The following is a 16,997-nucleotide window of genomic DNA, read 5'->3' as shown; positions in this document are numbered from 1 at the left end:
GGTGCTTCGTCGCATTGCACAAAGAGATTGTCAGAGCAGCGCTTTTGCGGATACTCTCGAAAAACACAATAAAGACGGGAGCATGGGTAGAGGAGACCCACATGGCAAAACACGACGGGCAGATCGTTATAAAAAAATACGCCAACCGCCGGCTCTACAATACCGGAACCAGCACATATGTAACACTCGACGACCTCGCAGTGATGGTGAAGAAGGGAGAGGAATTCACCGTTCAGGATGCGAAATCGGGAGAGGACATCACCCATTCGGTCCTGACGCAGATCATCTTCGAGCAGGAATCAAAGACCGGAAATACGCTTTTGCCGGTTTCCTTCCTGCGCCAGCTGATCTCCTTTTATGGCGATCAGATGCAGATGGTGGTGCCGAGTTATCTCGAGCACTCGATGCAGGCCTTCACTGACCAGCAGGTGCAGATGCGCGAGCAGATCACCAAGGCTTTCGGCGATACGCCGCTTGGCAAGAACCTGCAGGCACCGCTTCAGCTCGTTGAAGAGCAGGTGCGGCGAAACACCGAGATGTTCCACAAGGCTATGCAGATGTTTTCGCCCTTCATGGCCGCTACACCACAGGCAAAAGAGCCGCGCAAGGCAGAGGCGAAGGATATCGACGAGCTGAAGGAACAACTGCGCGCGCTTCAGACCAAGCTCGACAATTTGGGATGATGGGCTCGGCTGACGAGCGCCTTACAAGCCTATAGAGACATCGCGGGCGGCGGTGCGCATCGACACTGAAAAGCCCGCGATGACGTCGATAAAGCTGATCGTCATCAGGATGAAGAAGACATCCGTCGCGGCATTGCCGACCAGAAGAAACTCAACCAGAAACACGACGAAAAGCACCATCGACAGCAGATGGTCGAGCAGAGCGCGTGTGCTTGCGCGTGTCGCCTTCAGGATTTCGATGAAGAGGATAGCGAGCGCTACGACGATCAGGAGGTCGCCCACACTCATCGTCCAGGCCGCGCCAGACGGCATCGTGAGCGATGTCACCGGCTGCTCCAACATAGCCACGCCCGATGTGCCGAATACGCCCATGACGCCGACATTGTACAGGATGAAGGGCACGAGCAGCAGAGGTATGGCGGCAATCATCAGAAGAACTCCCCGACCGGTCTATGTACCGGCATATCAGTCATTTCTTATATCGACGGCAGGGTCAATATGCGCACGGGCTCAGTTAGCGCCGTGATGGGAAAAGACGAGGGTAGCGAGGATGGATTGCATGCCGCAAAAGAAAAGGGCCGGCAAAAGCCAGCCCCTTGATGCTTGACCGATAAGGCAGCGATTATGCGCTGGTCTTCGGGGTCAAAACCTGACGGCCACGGTACATGCCGGTCTTCAGGTCGATATGGTGCGGACGGCGAAGCTCGCCCGAGTTCTTGTCTTCGATATAGGTCGGGGACTTCAGCGCATCAGCGGAGCGGCGCATGCCGCGCTTCGACGGGCTCGTTTTTCTTTTCGGTACAGCCATTTTATACTCCACTTATCGGGCAAAACGCTGTTCTGCGGCCAGTCGGTGGCCGGGACAAACAAGCGTCAATCTCGGAATTTGCCGGGCTTATACATGCCCGACAGGCATTTGACCAGTCCCTCCCGGCATTTTTTCATCGCGGGGTTCAAGGGAATTGTCTGAGCCGCAAGGGTTCAGATTTCATCCTCGGGCACGATCCATGGTTCGGCGATCGCCGCTTCCTGCCATTTCCGGAACGCGGGATGGGTCTTCACGGCGTCCATATATTCCAGAGAGACCGGATTGCGCGTGAGATCGTAAACCTCGAAGCGGCTGACGACCGGCGCGAACATCGCGTCGGCGGCGGAAAAGGCGCCGAACAGGAATGGGCCGCCGGAAAGCGCGATTGCCTCGCGCCAGATGGTTTCGATGCGCGCGATATCGGCCGCTACACCCTCTTGCAGCGGAACGGCAGACTTCCTGCGACGGATATTCATCGGGCAGGCGCCGCGCAATGCGCGAAAGCCGGAGAGCATTTCCATGGAATAGCTGCGCGCCCGTGCTCGCTCGTGGCTGTCCTTCGGCCAGAGGCCGGCATCCGGAAAGAGTTCGGCGGCATATTCTATGATGGCAAGCGATTCCCAGATGCGCGCGTCGCCATGATGCAGCACCGGCACGCGCCCGGTCGGCGAGACTTCCTTGATCCTGGGGTTGCCCGCAGCAAAATCGAAGGGAATTACGACTTCCTCGAATGGAATGCCGCAGGCCTCGAACGCCATCCACGGGCGCAGCGACCAGGAGGAATAGTTCTTGTTGCCGACATGAAGAACAAGCGTGTCCATCGGATGCGCCTCCGGTTTCAGGGTGCGGTAGCTATAGAAACTGTTTGTATCTCAGGCCAATGAAAAGACCTGATCTTACCCATCAAGGCACTTGATGTAATCGCCGGAACGGCTTGCCCGACCCTCGATGACGCCTGCGAGGCGGCGAAGCCCGCGGCCCGGCTTGCCGGCATTGCGCTCGCGCGGATTGGGAAGCGAGACGGCCAGAAGCGCTGCCTGGCGGCGCGTGAGCTTTGCTGCCGAAACACCGAAATGATGCTGAGCTGCGGCTTCCGCACCGTAAACGCCGGGAGCCCATTCGGCGATGTTGAGGTAAAGCTCCATGGTGCGCCGCTTGCTCCAGACGAAATCTGCGGCCATGGCAAGCGGCAGTTCCAGCCCCTTGCGCACGAAGGAGCGGCCGTTCCACAAAAACAGGTTCTTGGCTGTCTGCATCGGAATGGTGCTGGCGCCGCGAGTGGATTCGCCCTCCAGCGCGTCATCGATGACGCCACGCATCTGCACCCAATCGACGCCGCCATGCATGCAGAACTGCCCGTCTTCGGACATCATGACGGAGCGCACGAGATTGGGCGAAATCTCGTCAAAAGAAACCCACTGCCGATCATAGCCGCGTAGCAGCACGAGATCGCGCAGCATCAGCGTCGAGATCGGGTGCACGAAACTCGGGGCGTAGAGGATGATGAGGATATAGGGAAGGGCGACGAGGATCGCGAGAGCAATCAGAAGCTGCCGCCAACGCTTGCGCAGGAAGCGCATTACGGCTGAGCCGCGTCGTTCCGGCGCGTCCTCTCCGTTTCGTTCCTCCGATACGATGTCCACGTCTTCAAGCGCCCGCCCAGAATTTCCACCGCCTCTCATAAAGCAATGACAGCCGAAATTGAATGGCTTTCTCTCCATCAAGTTTACTGCAGGACTTTCCGCCACAGCTTTGTCGCGCAGAATCCCGTTGCCGAGGGCCGCAAGCCATGCCAAAGAGCCGGCCATGAGCGACCTTTCTTTCGAAGCCCGCCTGAAGCGCGAGGCCACAGCCATCGAGGCTTGCCTGCGGGACATTCTTGCGCCGGAAGCCCAGAACGACGAGATCGTACGACCCGCGGCCCTGCTTGAGGCCATGCGCCATGGCGTGCTGAACGGTGGCAAACGGCTGCGCCCTTTCCTCGTGATGGAGAGCGCGGCTTTCGCCGAAGGCGATCGTGAGGCGGCACTTCGCGTGGGTGCAGCGCTCGAATGCGTGCATTGTTATTCGCTGATCCACGACGACCTGCCGGCCATGGACGACGACGATCTGCGCCGCGGGCAGCCGACCGTGCATATCGCCTATGGCGAGGCCAACGCCATTCTGGCCGGCGACAGCCTGCTGACGCTTGCCTTCGACATCATCGCGGCACCCGAAACGAAACTGCCGGATGCCGCCAAGACGGCGCTCATCCTGGCACTCGCTCGCGCTTCCGGTATTGGCGGCATGGCCGGCGGACAGGCGCTCGATCTTGCCGCCGAAGTCTCCCCCCCCGATGAAGCGGGTATCGTGACGCTGCAGGCGATGAAGACAGGCGCTTTGATCCGCTTTGCCTGCGAGGCCGGCGCGATCATCGCCGGCAGCAGCGCCGAGAAGCGCCAGCTGTTGCGTCGCTACGGCGAAAAGATCGGCCTTGCCTTCCAGCTCGCGGACGACCTTCTCGATCTGACCGCGGATGCCGCGACCATGGGCAAGGCGACCGGCAAGGACAAGGAACGTGGCAAGGGAACGCTGGTGGGGCTGAATGGCATGGACTGGGCGGAGCAGACGCTGACCCGGCTTGTTGCCGAAGCCGGCGCGCTTGTGGCACCCTATGGCCAAAAGGCAGATGTGCTGATCGAAGCGGCGCGTTTTGTCGCACGGCGGACCCACTGAAGGTCAACTGTCGCGCAAGCTTGCTTTCATAAGAAACGGGGGTCACCGCATGGACGCGATCTACGCTTATCTGCCAAGCATTCTGGCCGCCTATGCAGCCTATGTGATCGCGGTTTTAAGCCCCGGCCCCGCCGTCTTTGCCATCATCAGCACCTCGATGACTCAAGGGCGCAAGGCAGGCCTTCTGATGGCGCTCGGCATTTATGCCGGTTCGGCCACGTGGGCCAGCGCCGCCGTGCTCGGTCTTGCAGCCATCTTACACACCTATGCTGTTGCGCTGGAAGTGCTGCGGGTGCTGGGCGGCCTTTATCTGCTCTATCTCGCCTACAAGGCCTTTCGTGCCGCCGCGCAGGCGGAAGTTCCGGCGGCAAATCTTCGCCGGGAAAACTATTCGGCAAAGGCGTTGCTGACCCGTGGCTATCTGCTGCACCTTACCAATCCCAAGGCGATCTTCGGCTGGCTGGCGATCATCACGCTCGGTATGCCCGCGGGCGCGCCGGCCTCCGTCGCCGTCGTGATCGTCGGCGGTTGCCTGCTGCTGGGCATCACATGCTTTACCGGGTATGCAGTGCTCTTTTCGACTGGCCGGGCCGTCACGATTTACGCGTCAATGCGCCGCTGGATCGAAGGCACCATGTCGGCCTTCTATTGTCTTGCCGGCGTAAAACTGCTGACAAGCAAAATCTGATTGGAGTAGCCGCTTATTCGGCGGCCGCTTGGCCCTGGCCGAAGCGCTTCTCGATATACTCGGAGACGAGCTGTTCGAAATCGCCGGCAATGTTGGTGCCGCGAATGGTCATGGCCTTCTTGCCGTCGATATAGACCGGGGCCGCCGGAAGTTCGCCGGTGCCGGGAAGGGAGATGCCGATATCGGCATGTTTGCTTTCGCCCGGCCCATTGACGATGCAGCCCATGACGGCGACCTTCAGCGCCTCTACGCCCGGATATTTTTCCCGCCACACCGGCATGTTCTTGCGGATATCGTCCTGAATCTTCTGGGCGAGTTCCTGGAACACCGTCGAGGTGGTGCGGCCGCAGCCGGGACAGGCGGCGACAACGGGGATGAACTGCCGAAAGCCCATGACCTGCAAGAGTTCCTGCGCCACCTGCACCTCGCGGGTGCGGTCACCACCGGGCTCAGGCGTCAGCGATATGCGGATCGTATCGCCGATGCCCTGTTGCATGAGGATGCCGAGCGATGCGGCGGAGGCGACGATGCCCTTGGATCCCATGCCGGCTTCGGTGAGGCCGAGATGCAGTGCATGGTTGGAGCGCGCCGACAGCATCGCATAGACGGCGATCAGGTCCTGCACGGCACTAACCTTGGCCGAGAGAATGATGCGGTTGCGCGGCAGGCCGATTTCTTCGGCAAGCTCGGCCGAGATCAGTGCGGACTGCACGATCGTTTCACGCATCACCTGCTGGGCGGTCAATGGAAAACCCTTGGCCTGATTATCATCCATCAGGCGGGTCAGCAGTTCTTGATCGAGCGAGCCCCAGTTGACGCCGATGCGCACCGGCTTGTCGAAGCGGATCGCCTGTTCGATGATTTCGGCGAATTGCTTGTCCTTCTTCGCCTTGAAGCCGACATTGCCGGGGTTGATGCGATACTTCGCCAAGGCCTCGGCGCAGGCCGGATGATCGGCGAGCAGCTTGTGGCCGATATAATGGAAATCGCCGATGAGCGGCACGTCGAGGCCGAGCCGCTCAAGTCGCTCACGGATTTTGGGGACGGCAGCGGCGCTTTCGTCGCGATCGACGGTAATGCGTACCATTTCCGAGCCGGCCCGATGAAGGGCTGCAACCTGCGCCACGGTGGCGTCGATGTCGGCCGTATCCGTATTGGTCATCGACTGCACGACGACCGGCGCCCCGCCACCAACGATCACCCCGCCGACATCAACGGCAACGGAAGCCCGGCGCGGCTGCGGGTCGAAATCGAAGGACGAAGACATGAACGCCTCTTGGAGATGGTGCGGCAACTGGCTTTCAGGTGGAGGACGAAAGCCCAGATGTCAACGGCAAGATCATTCCTTGACGGCGAATTGATGGCTGTAAAAGCCGGAGCAGGTATGCCGGGCCGCAGGGGCAGCCCGGCCTTGGGTATCAATGTCCGCGGTTCTGGTCCGCGTGAACCGCATGATGGGACAAAAGCAGCACGACGATGAACAGCACCGGTACGCAGGTGAAGATGATCGCAAAGCCCGTGTGTTCCGCGACGAAGCCGATCAGGGACGGCGCAAACAGCATGCCGGAATAGCCCATGAAGGTTGCGACCGAAAGGCCGATGCCGGGAGCGAGGCCAGGCATGTTGCCGGCGGCCGAAAAGGCGATCGGCACCATGTTGGATATGCCGATGCCGGCCAAGGCGAAGCCGAGGATTGCGACTGGCGCATTGGGAGCAATGCCCGCAAGCACAAGGCCGACAAGCGCCGTCACCGTGCAGACCCGCAACGTTCTGACACCGCCGAAGCGGTCGCGAACATGATCGCCGGCAAAACGCATGATCGCCATGGTCGCGGAGAAGGCGGCAAAACCGAAGCCGGAAAGCGCGACGGACGCGCCGAGTTCGTTGCGCAGGTAAAGCGCGCCCCAATCGAGAACCGTGCCTTCCGGCACCATCGAAAACAGCGCCACGAGGCCGATGAGCCACGGTAGCGGCGTCATCGGCAGACGCAGCTTTTCCTTGGCCGTATCCGGGTGCGGCTGGTCATGCAGGATCATGGGCCAGGCAATGGCAAGCATGGCAAGACAGACGATGGTGATGAAGACTGCATGGGGCAGCACGCCGAAATGGGCGATAAACACGCCACCAATTGCCGAGCCGATAAGGCCTCCAAGACTCCAGTAGGCGTGGCAGGACGACATGATCGCGCGGCGCATGGATTTTTCCACTTCCACCGCGTTCGCGTTCATGGCCACATCCATGGCGCCGACGAAGCCGCCGAGCAGGAACATCGCCCCGACGGCGACCCAGACGTTGGGAACCAGCGTCAGAAGCAGCAGCAGTGGCGAGAGAATGATCGCGGTGACCTTGACCACCTTCTGCGAGCCCAATCGTGCAATAAAGCCGCCGGCGATCGGCATCAGAACAAGCGAGCCGATGCCGAACGTGAGGATCAGCAACCCAAGCACGCTTTCGCCGATTCCGAGTTTGTCCTTGAACTCGGGAATTTTCGGTGCCCAGCTGCCTGTCACGAAGCCATTCATCAAAAAGAGCAGCGAAACAGCAAGTCTGCTTTTCGGCATGTAGCCCGATCGCAGGGCAGGGTTGTCGATGGTGTGTTGATCCATATCTCACTCCTCCCGGTGGGAGCCCGGGTTCAGATCATGATTTCGATGATGTTGTTGTCGGGGTCCCATAGGACCGCCTCATAAAAGCCGTCGCCCGTCGTGCGCGGCGGCGAAACCAGAATGCCGCGTTGGGCAGCGTCTGCAGCGAGCGCATCGACCGCCTCGCGGCTGCCGAGCGAGACTGCGATATGCGAATATCCAGCCCGTTCCTGCATGGCGCCCGGTGCGTCAACCCAAGGGCCCTGCATGAGTTCAATCGTAGGGCCTTCGGAAAGCGAGAGAAACCGGGATACGAAACCGAGCCGTCTTGCGCTTTCATAACGTTCGCCGATGTCCGCATCGAAGATTTCGGCCCAGAAGGTTGCCAGACGCTCCACGTCCTGCGTCCAGAGTGCGACGTGTCCGATATGCATCAGGTCTTTTCCTTGGCGATGATGATGCGGATGCCCATGTTCTTGAAGGCGGCGATCGACGTGCCGGCTTCCACCACGAGCGTCGTGCAGCGTTCCGTTGGTATGACGGCGTGAGGTGCCGAGGTGCCAATTTTGTCTGCCGTGACAGCAACCAGCACGTCCGCGCTCTGATGCACGGCAAGGCGCTTGAAGGCGGCATCTTCATATTCAAAGGCGGTAATGCCGGCGTCGACGTCGATGCCGCAGGCACCCAGAATGCAGAGGTCCGGCCGCAATGTCGCCATTTCGCGTTGCGCCGCCGAGCCGATGGCAGCGCCCACCTGCCGGTCGATCTTTCCGCCGATCAAGATGACCTCAATACCGGTCTTTTCCATGAGGGCAGCTGCAATGACCGGCGTGTTCGTCACGGCGGTCAGACGGATCGCGTCGGGCAGAGCCTGTGCGATGGCAACGTTGGTGGAGCTTGCATCGAAGAAGACGGTCATTCCTTCGCGGATGGTCGATACCGCAGCGTGCGCCAGGGTCAGCTTGCGCCCCGCCGATTCGCTGACGCGGGTCGTCAGCGATGTTCCGCCCGGCGCCAATGGTAGCGCGCCACCATAAACCCGCTCGCAGAGCCCGGCCGCAGCCATGTCTCTAAGGTCGCGGCGAATTGTGTCTTCCGACACGCCGAATTCCTTCGCAAGATCTACGGCAAGGACGCGGCCCGACGATTTCAGGCGATCCTTGATGATTGTCTGTCTTTGCCTGAGAAGAAGATCCGTCAGCATGGTGTCCCAAATCGTGCATAAATCGGCATAAATGCGTAGAAACACGCATAGCAGCTTTTTTTCTGAATTCAATCGGGCATGCCGAAATTCTAGGCAGGGTGCTTGATTTTTTGACCGTGAGGTCAATTTTCCCCCCGTATTCGCGAAGTTTAAGAAAAACTTCGCCGTTTCCCGATGCTTTTGAAGTTTTTTGCGCATCAAACCGCATCTGGAAATGCAATTGTCCGATCACTCCCGGCAGACGGGCCGGATCACAAAAAGAACGGAAAAATCATCATGAAATGGACCCACACGCTCCTTGCGGCTGCCGCAGCCGCGCAGCTGGTTTTCGCCGGCGCTGCCCAGGCCGGTTCCAACCTTGAAGAGGTCAAGTCGGCCGGCGTGCTGAAGATTGGCACCGAAGGCACCTATGCTCCCTTCACCTACCATGACGCCTCCGGGGCGCTTGTCGGCTTCGATGTGGAGATCGGGCAAGCCGTTGCCGAGAAGATCGGCGTCAAGGCCGAATTCCTGGAAGGCAAGTGGGACGGCCTGATCGCCGGGCTGGATGCCAACCGTTACGACGCGGTCATCAATCAGGTCGGCATTACCGAAGAGCGCAAGCAGAAGTATGATTTCTCCGAGCCCTATATCGCTTCGAAGGCCGTGCTGATCGTCAAGGCTGACGATGACAGCATCAAGAGCTTCGAAGACCTGAAGGGCAAGAAGGCGGCCCAGTCGCTGACCAGCAATTTCGGCAAACTTGCCACGGCGTCCGGCGCCGAACTCGTGGGCACCGATGGCTTCGACCAGTCGATCCAGCTGGTGCTGACCGGCCGCGCCGATGCGACCATCAACGACAGCCTCTCCTTCCTCGATTTCAAGAAGCAGAAGCCGGACGCGCCGGTCAAGATCGCCGCCGAGAAGGCCGATGCCGATTACTCCGGCATCATCATCCGCAAGGGCGAGCCGGAATTGCTGGACGCGATCAACAAGGCTCTGGCCGAGATCAAGGCAGACGGCACCTATGACGCCATCTCGCAGAAGTATTTCGGCGCAGACGTTTCAAAGTAATGACACAAGGCGCGGGCGTTTCGCCGTGACCCGTGCTCCGTTATAGTCCGATCCGCTCCGGTCGCCGGAGCGGATTGTTTTTTGAAGGGATCTCTCCTTGCCCGCCTGGCTTCAACTCATGCTGGATTCGCTCCAGCCGCTCCTCTGGGCGGGTCTGGTCTTTACGATCCCGCTGACGCTCCTGTCATTTACCTTCGGTCTTGCGCTGGGCTTGGCGACGGCCGTGATCCGGCTGTTCGGGCCAAAACCGCTTGTGGCGGTTGCGCGGTTTTATGTCTGGGTGATCCGCGGCACGCCGCTTCTGGTGCAGCTCTTCGTGATCTTCTACGGTCTCCCAAGCCTCGGCATCCTGCTCGATGCCTTCCCGGCCGCGTTGATCGGCTTTACGCTGAATATCGGCGCCTATACGTCGGAAATCATTCGCGCCGTCATCTCCTCGGTTCCACGCGGACAGTGGGAAGCGGCCTATTCGATCGGCATGAGCTGGAGCCAGGCAATGCGGCGCACGATCCTGCCGCAGGCGGCGCGTGTCGCCGTTCCGCCCTTGTCGAACACCTTCATCTCTCTGGTCAAGGATACCTCGCTCGCCGCCGCGATCACGGTGCCGGAGCTCTTCCAGACCGCGCAGCGCATCGTCGCCACGACCTACGAGCCGTTGATTCTCTATATCGAGGCAGCGCTGATCTATCTGGCCCTCAGTTCCGTGCTGTCCGCCTTGCAGGTGCGGCTTGAAAAGCGCTTTGCCCGATATGGCGGTTTCCTGGAGGCGCGCACATGATCGAGCTTTCCCACATCGAAAAACGCTTCGGCGACAACGTCGTCCTGAAGGATATCAGCGTTTCCATCGCCGAAGGCACGGTAACGGCTCTCGTCGGCCCCTCGGGCGGCGGCAAGAGCACCATGCTTCGCTGCATCAACCTCCTGGAAACACCGACCTCCGGCACGATCAAGCTTGGCGATGAAACGATCCAGTTTTCACCCGGCAAAAAAGTCGGTTGGGACGCGATCCAGCGCCTGCGCCGCCAGACCGGGATGGTGTTCCAGAACTTCCAGCTTTTCCCGCATCAGACCGCGATCGAGAACGTTATGGAAGGTCTGGTGACGGTGCTGAAGTGGCAGAAAGAGAAGGCCCGCGCCCGTGCCGAGGAGCTGCTTCAGAAGGTCGGCATGGCGCATAAGGCCGATGCGTGGCCGGCGACGCTTTCCGGCGGCCAGCAGCAGCGTGTGGCGATTGCCCGCGCGCTTGCGCCGTCGCCGCGCGTGCTGCTTTGCGACGAGCCGACGTCTGCTCTCGATCCGGAACTGGCGGAGGAAGTTGTGGAAGTGCTGAGCCGGCTTGCCCGGGAAGGCACGACGATGATCATGGCCACCCACGATCTGCGACTCGCCTCACGCGTCGCCTATCAGGTGCTGTTCCTCGATGGCGGCCTGATCGTCGAGAGCGGTGCGCCGAAATCAATCTTTCAGACGCCGGAGCGCGAGAGAACGAAGAAGTTCATTTCCTCGCTGAGTGCCGGGCATAGCTACGATATTTGAGGCTCAACCAAGGTTAGGCCAGGTATCAGACAGCCGATAACCCTGCGGCCAAGGATCGGAAGGATCGAGCATCAGCTGAGCCGTGTGCGTGACCCATGCCCGGCCGGAAATGACGGGGCGGATTGCCGGCACGCCGGCCACCTCTGTCGTCGATTCAATATGGCAGTGGAATTCCGAATCGATGATCGAGCGGCCGATGAAGATTTCCCCGAGGCCGATCTGGCCTCGGGCGTGCATCACCGCAAGCCTTGCCGAGCAGGCGGTGCCGGTTGGCGAACGATCGATCTTGCCGGGGCGGATGGCGACCGCGTTGCGTCCTGTCAGCACGCCATTGTCCCGAACGATGGGTGCCGCGAACTGGCAGAAGGAAATGTGATCCCAATCGGGATTGGCAGGGTGGACGAAGCCAAGCTGCTTGTTTGCGGCTGCCGTAATGCGCATGCCGGTTTCGGCGAGATCGCGCGCCTCATCTACCGTCAGCGAAAAGCCAAGTCGGTACGCATCGACCATGACGAAGCTATCGCCGCCATAGGCCGTATCGACGGTCAACGTTCCAAGCCCTTCGACCTCAAGCGTCGCGTCCAGCTTGGCCGCAAAGGAGGCAACGTTGCGGACATGAATGCGCTCGGCCTTGCCATTCGCGCATTCCGCTCGCACATCGATGATGCCGCCTGGGGCTTCGAGCACCATTTCGGTGATGGGTTCCTGCATTGGGATGATGCCGCTGTCGAGCAGCGCGGTTGAAACGCAAATGGAGTTGGAGCCGGACATGGGTGGCGTATCGGCCGGCTCCATGATGATGAAGCCCATCTGGGCGCGCGGGTCCTTCGGCGGTACCAGCAGGTTCACATGGCGGAAGACGCCACCACGGGGTTCGTTGAGCACGAAGTTGCGCAGCGTCTCATCCCTGGCGATGTAGCGTGATTGTGCCCAGAGCGTTTCGCCCGGCGGCGGCAGCACGCCGCCGACAATGACGTCACCCACCTCACCTTCGGCATGGACACCAACCACATGCACGATCTTGCTGCTTCGCATCGTCTAATCCCTTTGGATCTACCCAAGGAGCGACCATAGGTCCGTCGCTCAAGCAGGCAAGCGATAAAAAGCCGCGACGCAAAACCTGCGCCGCGGCTTAAAACAGTTCTCTGGAATGACGGGTTGAGAAACCGCCGCAGTCCTAGCCCTCGTAGACGATCAGCAGATCCTTGGCATCGATCTGGTCGCCGGTCCGGACGAGGACTTCGGCGACGGTGCCGTCCTTCTCGGCATGAAGCGCCGTTTCCATCTTCATCGCTTCAATGGAGAGCAACACGTCGCCCGCCTTGACGGACTGGCCCGCCGAAACCGCGACCGTGGAGATGACGCCGGGCATGGGTGCGCCGAGATGGGCTGCATTACCGACGTCGGCCTTGCGGCGAACGGCGGAGGACGCCGCGCGGTTGCGATCTGGCACCTTGATCAGGCGCGGCTGGCCGTTGAGTTCGAAGAACACCTTGACCATGGCCTGCTCGTCCGGCTCGCTCTTTGCCTGATGCAGGATGACGAGCGACACACCCTTTTCCAGTTCCGGCAACAGTTCTTCGCCGGTCGAAAGCCCGTAGAAATAAGCGGGCGTCGGCAGAACGCTCACCGGACCATAGGTGTCAACTGCCAGCGCATAGTCGGTGAAGACTTTCGGATACATCAGATAGGAGGCGAATTCGTAGTCCGAAACCTCGCGCTCCAGCTTGGTTTCGATCGCTTTGCGTTCCGCGTCGAGATCGGCGGGGGCGAGAAGCGAACCGGGAACGGCGGTATAGGCTTCTTCGCCCTTCAGCGCTTTCTTCTGCAGCGCCTTCGGCCATCCACCCGGAGGCTGGCCAAGATCGCCCTTCAACATGGAGACGACCGATTCCGGGAAGGCAATATCCTTTGCCGGGTTTTCGACATCGGCAACCGTCAGATCTTGGCTCACCATCATCAGCGCCATATCGCCGACAACCTTGGACGATGGCGTTACCTTGACGATATCACCGAACATCTGGTTGGCATCGGCATAGGCCTGCGCCACCTGATGCCAGCGGGTCTCAAGCCCGAGCGAGCGGGCCTGTTCCTTGAGGTTGGTGAACTGACCACCCGGCATTTCATGCAGGTAGACTTCCGATGCCGGTCCCTTGAGGTCGCTTTCGAATGCGGCGTACTGGTTGCGAACGGCCTCCCAGTAAAACGAAATGCGGCGGATCCATTCCGGGTCGAGGCCGGGATCGCGCTCGGAGCCCTTCAGCGCCTCGACGATGGAGCCAAGGCAAGGCTGCGAGGTGTTGCCGGAGAAGGCATCCATGGCGGCATCGACGACATCGACGCCAGCATCGACGGCTGCAAGCACGGTGGCGGCGGCGATGCCCGAGGTGTCATGCGTGTGGAAGTGGATCGGCAGGTCCGTTGCTTCCCGCAGCGCCTTGAACAGCACCTTGGCGGCGGACGGCTTCAGAAGGCCGGCCATGTCCTTCAGCGCAATCATGTGCGCGCCAGCCTTTTCGAGATCGGCGGCGAGCGAGGCGTAATATTTCAGGTCGTATTTCGGGCGAGCCGAATTCAGAATATCGCCCGTGTAGCAGATCGTCGCTTCGCAGATCTTGTTTTCCTCGATGACGGCATCCATCGAGACGCGCATGTTGTCGACCCAGTTCAGGCAGTCGAACACGCGGAAAACGTCGATGCCGCCCCTGGCCGCCTGACGGACGAAATACTTAACGACGTTGTCGGGATAATTCTTGTAGCCGACGCCGTTGGCGCCGCGCAGAAGCATCTGCAGGAGCAGGTTCGGCGCATCCTCCCGCACCTTGGCAAGACGCTCCCATGGGTCTTCCGTCAGGAAGCGCATGGATACGTCGAAGGTCGCACCGCCCCAGCACTCCAGCGAGAAGAGGTTCGGCAGGGCCTTGGCGTAGGTGCTAGCGATACGGGCGATGTCATAGGTGCGCACGCGGGTCGCCAGCAGCGACTGGTGGCCATCACGCATCGTAGTATCGGTCATCAGCACGCGCTTTTCTGCGCGCACCCATTCGGCGAATTTTTTCGGTCCGAGTTCATCGAGCTTCTGCTTCGTGCCGGCCTGCACGGGCGTGTCGATGAAGGGAACGATCGGCTTTGCAGCATCGGTCTTTGGCTTCGGCCGCCCCTTGGCTTCGGGATGACCGTTGACGGTGACATCGGCGAGATAGGTCAGCAGCTTGGTGGCGCGGTCCTGGCGCTTGACCTGCTGGAACAGTTCCGGCGTCGTATCGATGAAACGGGTGGTGTAGCTGTTGTCCTTGAATTTCGGATGCGAGATGATCGCTTCGAGGAAGGTGAGGTTGGTGGCGACGCCGCGGATACGGAATTCGCGCAGTGCGCGGTCCATGCGGGCGATGGTTTCCTGCGGGTTTGGCGACCAGGCGGTAACCTTGACCAGAAGCGGATCGTAGAAGCGGGTGATGACGGCACCCGGATAGGCCGTGCCGCCATCCAGACGGATGCCGAAGCCAGACGCGGAGCGATAGCCGGTGATTCGGCCGTAATCGGGGATGAAGTTTTGTTCCGGATCTTCGGTGGTGATGCGGCACTGCATCGCGTGGCCGTTGAGACGGATGTCTTCCTGCTTTGGGACACCCGATTCCGGCGTGCCGATGGCGGCACCTTCGAGGATATGGATCTGCGCCTTGACGATGTCGATGCCGGTCACGACTTCGGTGACGGTGTGCTCGACCTGGATGCGTGGGTTGACTTCGATGAAGTAGAACTTCCCGGTATCCATATCCATCAGATATTCGACCGTGCCCGCGCCGATATAGTTGGTCGCCTGGGCGATGCGGGTCGAATAACCGGCCAGTTCCTGGCGCTGCTCTTCGGTAAGGTAAGGCGCCGGCGCCCGTTCGACGACCTTCTGGTTACGGCGCTGTACCGAGCAGTCGCGCTCGAACAGATGAACGACATTGCCGTGCGTATCGCCCAGCACTTGGCTTTCGACGTGGCGGGCCCGCTCGACCAGCTTTTCCAGATAAACCTCATCCTTGCCGAAGGCAGCCTTGGCTTCGCGCTTGGCTTCCGTAACTTCGCGGATCAAGTCCTTCGGGTCGCGAATGGCGCGCATGCCGCGGCCGCCACCGCCCCAGGAGGCCTTGAGCATGACCGGATAGCCGATTTCATCGGCCAGACGGCGGATTTCCGCCTCGTCTTCCGGCAGCGGATCGGTTGCCGGAACGACAGGAACGCCGATCTCGATCGCCAGGTTGCGGGCGGCAACCTTGTTGCCGAGGCGGCGCATGGTGTCGCCCTTAGGGCCAATGAAGATAATGCCGGCAGCGTGACAGGCATCGACAAATTCCGGGCTTTCGGACAGCAGACCATAACCGGGATGGATCGCGTCGGCGCCGGAAAGCTTGGCGACGCGGATCACTTCCTCGATCGAAAGATAGCTTTCGATGGGTCCGAGATCGCGGGCAAGGTGGGGTCCACGGCCGATCTGGTAACTTTCATCCGCCTTGAAGCGGTGCAGCGCAAGTTTGTCTTCCTCCGCCCATATCGCAACCGTTTTAATTCCCAGCTCGTTTGCTGCGCGAAACACGCGAATTGCAATTTCGGACCGGTTGGCGACAAGGATCTTGGTAATGCGCAAGTCGAACTCCCCATGACTTGAAACACGGCAATGCTGCACCGCGAAAAGCAGTATTAGCCGTTCGTCACAGGAAGTTCAATTTCCGTTTAAGTCGTTGCTTCGATTCATTGCGACTAGTTGATGAGGCCGAGGCGGAACGACAATGCAACAACGTGATGACGGTTCTTGGCCTTCAGCTTCTCCTGGATGCCGTTCATGTACCAGTCGACGGTGTGGTTCGAAATGTTCAGCACCTTGCTGATCTCGTTCGATGTCATGCCATCGGCCAGATAGTTGAGCGCTTCCATTTCGCGACGGGTCATCTGTACCTCGACGCTGGATACCATTTCCTGAAGCACCGCCGGATCTGTCAGTTCGAGAAGCCGCCAGAAGAGTTTCTTCGCGATCGCATCAAGCAGGTTCATCTCCACCGGGCTCAGATCGACAATGCGACCGCCGATCGTCATGTTGCCCAGGAGCCCGCGACGGCCGTGGATCGGGAAGATGTAGCCATCATAGAGGCCGTAGCTGCGGGCTTCCACCATCATGCGTTCCATGCGCTTTCGATGCGGATCGGAGCGAAAGGCAACGACGGTATCGCGCCAGCGGAAGCCCCGTTGGGCATGGCCGAGATAGCGGATCGTCGGATCGATGATGACGTATTTCTTCTTGATGTAGACCTGCGGCCAGCCATCCGGCCAGCGCCCTGCCAGAAGAAGACTCAGCGGATTTTCATTGGGTTTGGGCTGCCGGACGACACCGTAGTAGTCGAACCCGTAGATATCGAGCACCCGCTCGAATTCCTTCACGATCTCGTTTCTGGTCTTCATCTCGTCGATGAGAGCGAGAAAATTTACCAGCAAAGATACATTCATTCGAAATCCCCTCGGATCATGCCACCCCCGCCGATTCACCTTGCATTGCAGCATGAATATGCCGTTCAGCACTCATTCATGTTGCAACCGCGATAATCCCAAACGTTACGTCAAGGTACGGCATAAACGTGTCACGCAGGTCACTGCAATAGAGAAACAATAGCAAACTATGGAATTCACACGCGGCGCAAGCCGGGTTGAAGCTTAAGTCTGTTTTGTTCGCGCGGCCTGCAGA

Annotated in this window: 17 protein-coding genes; 6 read left to right on the top strand and 11 right to left on the bottom strand. The window is 60.0% G+C overall.

Going from position 1 to position 16,997, the window contains the following annotated elements:
- The first annotated feature begins 101 nt into the window (after positions 1–101).
- Positions 102–683: a polyhydroxyalkanoate synthesis repressor PhaR gene (gene phaR / locus BLX89_RS15095; protein WP_075291769.1), complete on the top strand. Its 582-nt coding sequence runs from the start codon at positions 102–104 to the stop codon at positions 681–683.
- 21 nt (positions 684–704) lie between these two features.
- Here the strand turns inward: phaR and BLX89_RS15090 are convergent, their stop codons facing one another.
- The 4 genes from BLX89_RS15090 to mtgA form a co-directional block, all read right to left on the bottom strand.
- Entirely contained in the window at positions 705–1,112 is a 408-nt protein-coding gene (locus BLX89_RS15090; RefSeq protein ID WP_075291767.1) for a hypothetical protein, read from the bottom strand.
- Between the two features lie 193 nt (positions 1,113–1,305).
- Positions 1,306–1,491 (bottom strand): 50S ribosomal protein L32, encoded by a 186-nt coding sequence (gene rpmF / locus BLX89_RS15085; protein WP_056323739.1) that lies wholly within the window; start codon positions 1,489–1,491, stop codon positions 1,306–1,308.
- 173 nt (positions 1,492–1,664) lie between these two features.
- Positions 1,665–2,312, bottom strand: a complete 648-nt coding sequence (locus BLX89_RS15080) for a glutathione S-transferase family protein (protein ID WP_075291766.1) — start codon at positions 2,310–2,312, stop codon at positions 1,665–1,667.
- Between the two features lie 75 nt (positions 2,313–2,387).
- The gene (gene mtgA / locus BLX89_RS15075; RefSeq protein ID WP_075291958.1) at positions 2,388–3,134 is read right to left on the bottom strand and encodes a monofunctional biosynthetic peptidoglycan transglycosylase; all 747 of its coding nucleotides are present in this window, start codon (positions 3,132–3,134) and stop codon (positions 2,388–2,390) included.
- 163 nt (positions 3,135–3,297) lie between these two features.
- Between mtgA and BLX89_RS15070 the strand changes: the two genes are divergently transcribed.
- Positions 3,298–4,206 (top strand): polyprenyl synthetase family protein, encoded by a 909-nt coding sequence (locus BLX89_RS15070; protein ID WP_075291765.1) that lies wholly within the window; start codon positions 3,298–3,300, stop codon positions 4,204–4,206.
- Positions 4,207–4,255: 49 nt separating this feature from the next.
- A complete protein-coding gene (locus tag BLX89_RS15065; protein ID WP_075291763.1) occupies positions 4,256–4,894 on the top strand; it encodes a LysE family translocator in 639 nt (212 codons plus the stop codon).
- A gap of 13 nt (positions 4,895–4,907) precedes the next feature.
- Here BLX89_RS15065 and ispG read toward each other — a convergent pair whose 3' ends face one another.
- From ispG to BLX89_RS15045, 4 genes are all read right to left on the bottom strand, one after another.
- The gene (ispG, locus tag BLX89_RS15060) at positions 4,908–6,161 is read right to left on the bottom strand and encodes a flavodoxin-dependent (E)-4-hydroxy-3-methylbut-2-enyl-diphosphate synthase (protein ID WP_075291762.1); all 1,254 of its coding nucleotides are present in this window, start codon (positions 6,159–6,161) and stop codon (positions 4,908–4,910) included.
- A 151-nt stretch (positions 6,162–6,312) separates the two neighbouring features.
- Complete coding sequence (locus BLX89_RS15055; RefSeq protein ID WP_075291760.1) at positions 6,313–7,500, bottom strand: MFS transporter; 1,188 nt, start codon at positions 7,498–7,500, stop codon at positions 6,313–6,315.
- 29 nt (positions 7,501–7,529) lie between these two features.
- Positions 7,530–7,913 (bottom strand): VOC family protein, encoded by a 384-nt coding sequence (locus BLX89_RS15050; protein WP_075291759.1) that lies wholly within the window; start codon positions 7,911–7,913, stop codon positions 7,530–7,532.
- Complete coding sequence (locus tag BLX89_RS15045; RefSeq protein WP_075291957.1) at positions 7,913–8,683, bottom strand: DeoR/GlpR family DNA-binding transcription regulator; 771 nt, start codon at positions 8,681–8,683, stop codon at positions 7,913–7,915. Before BLX89_RS15045 ends, BLX89_RS15050 begins: the two co-directional genes overlap by 1 nt.
- 276 nt (positions 8,684–8,959) lie before the next feature.
- On the opposite strand from BLX89_RS15045, the gene BLX89_RS15040 reads away from it, so the two are divergent.
- The 3 genes from BLX89_RS15040 to BLX89_RS15030 all read left to right on the top strand — a co-directional run bounded on the left by BLX89_RS15040 (position 8,960) and on the right by BLX89_RS15030 (position 11,272).
- Complete coding sequence (locus BLX89_RS15040) at positions 8,960–9,736, top strand: amino acid ABC transporter substrate-binding protein (protein WP_075291956.1); 777 nt, start codon at positions 8,960–8,962, stop codon at positions 9,734–9,736.
- A gap of 97 nt (positions 9,737–9,833) precedes the next feature.
- The gene (locus tag BLX89_RS15035) at positions 9,834–10,514 is read left to right on the top strand and encodes an amino acid ABC transporter permease (protein ID WP_075291757.1); all 681 of its coding nucleotides are present in this window, start codon (positions 9,834–9,836) and stop codon (positions 10,512–10,514) included.
- A complete protein-coding gene (locus BLX89_RS15030; protein ID WP_075291755.1) occupies positions 10,511–11,272 on the top strand; it encodes an amino acid ABC transporter ATP-binding protein in 762 nt (253 codons plus the stop codon). The genes BLX89_RS15035 and BLX89_RS15030 overlap by 4 nt, the downstream gene beginning before the upstream one ends.
- A gap of 3 nt (positions 11,273–11,275) precedes the next feature.
- Here the strand turns inward: BLX89_RS15030 and BLX89_RS15025 are convergent, their stop codons facing one another.
- From BLX89_RS15025 to BLX89_RS15015, 3 genes are all read right to left on the bottom strand, one after another.
- Positions 11,276–12,307 carry a trans-3-hydroxy-L-proline dehydratase gene (locus BLX89_RS15025; RefSeq protein WP_075291753.1) on the bottom strand — a complete coding sequence of 344 codons (1,032 nt, stop codon included), beginning with the start codon at positions 12,305–12,307 and terminating at the stop codon, positions 11,276–11,278.
- A gap of 142 nt (positions 12,308–12,449) precedes the next feature.
- Entirely contained in the window at positions 12,450–15,908 is a 3,459-nt protein-coding gene (gene pyc, locus BLX89_RS15020) for a pyruvate carboxylase (protein ID WP_075291751.1), read from the bottom strand.
- A 113-nt stretch (positions 15,909–16,021) separates the two neighbouring features.
- Positions 16,022–16,762: a LuxR family transcriptional regulator gene (locus BLX89_RS15015; RefSeq protein WP_075291749.1), complete on the bottom strand. Its 741-nt coding sequence runs from the start codon at positions 16,760–16,762 to the stop codon at positions 16,022–16,024.
- Between the last annotated feature and the right edge of the window lie 235 nt (positions 16,763–16,997).

This window comes from Pararhizobium arenae (genome assembly GCF_001931685.1).
GTDB lineage: Bacteria > Pseudomonadota > Alphaproteobacteria > Rhizobiales > Rhizobiaceae > Pararhizobium > Pararhizobium arenae.
The sequence above is the reverse complement of the archived record's forward strand: the minus strand, read 5'-3'. Positions and strand labels throughout refer to the sequence as shown.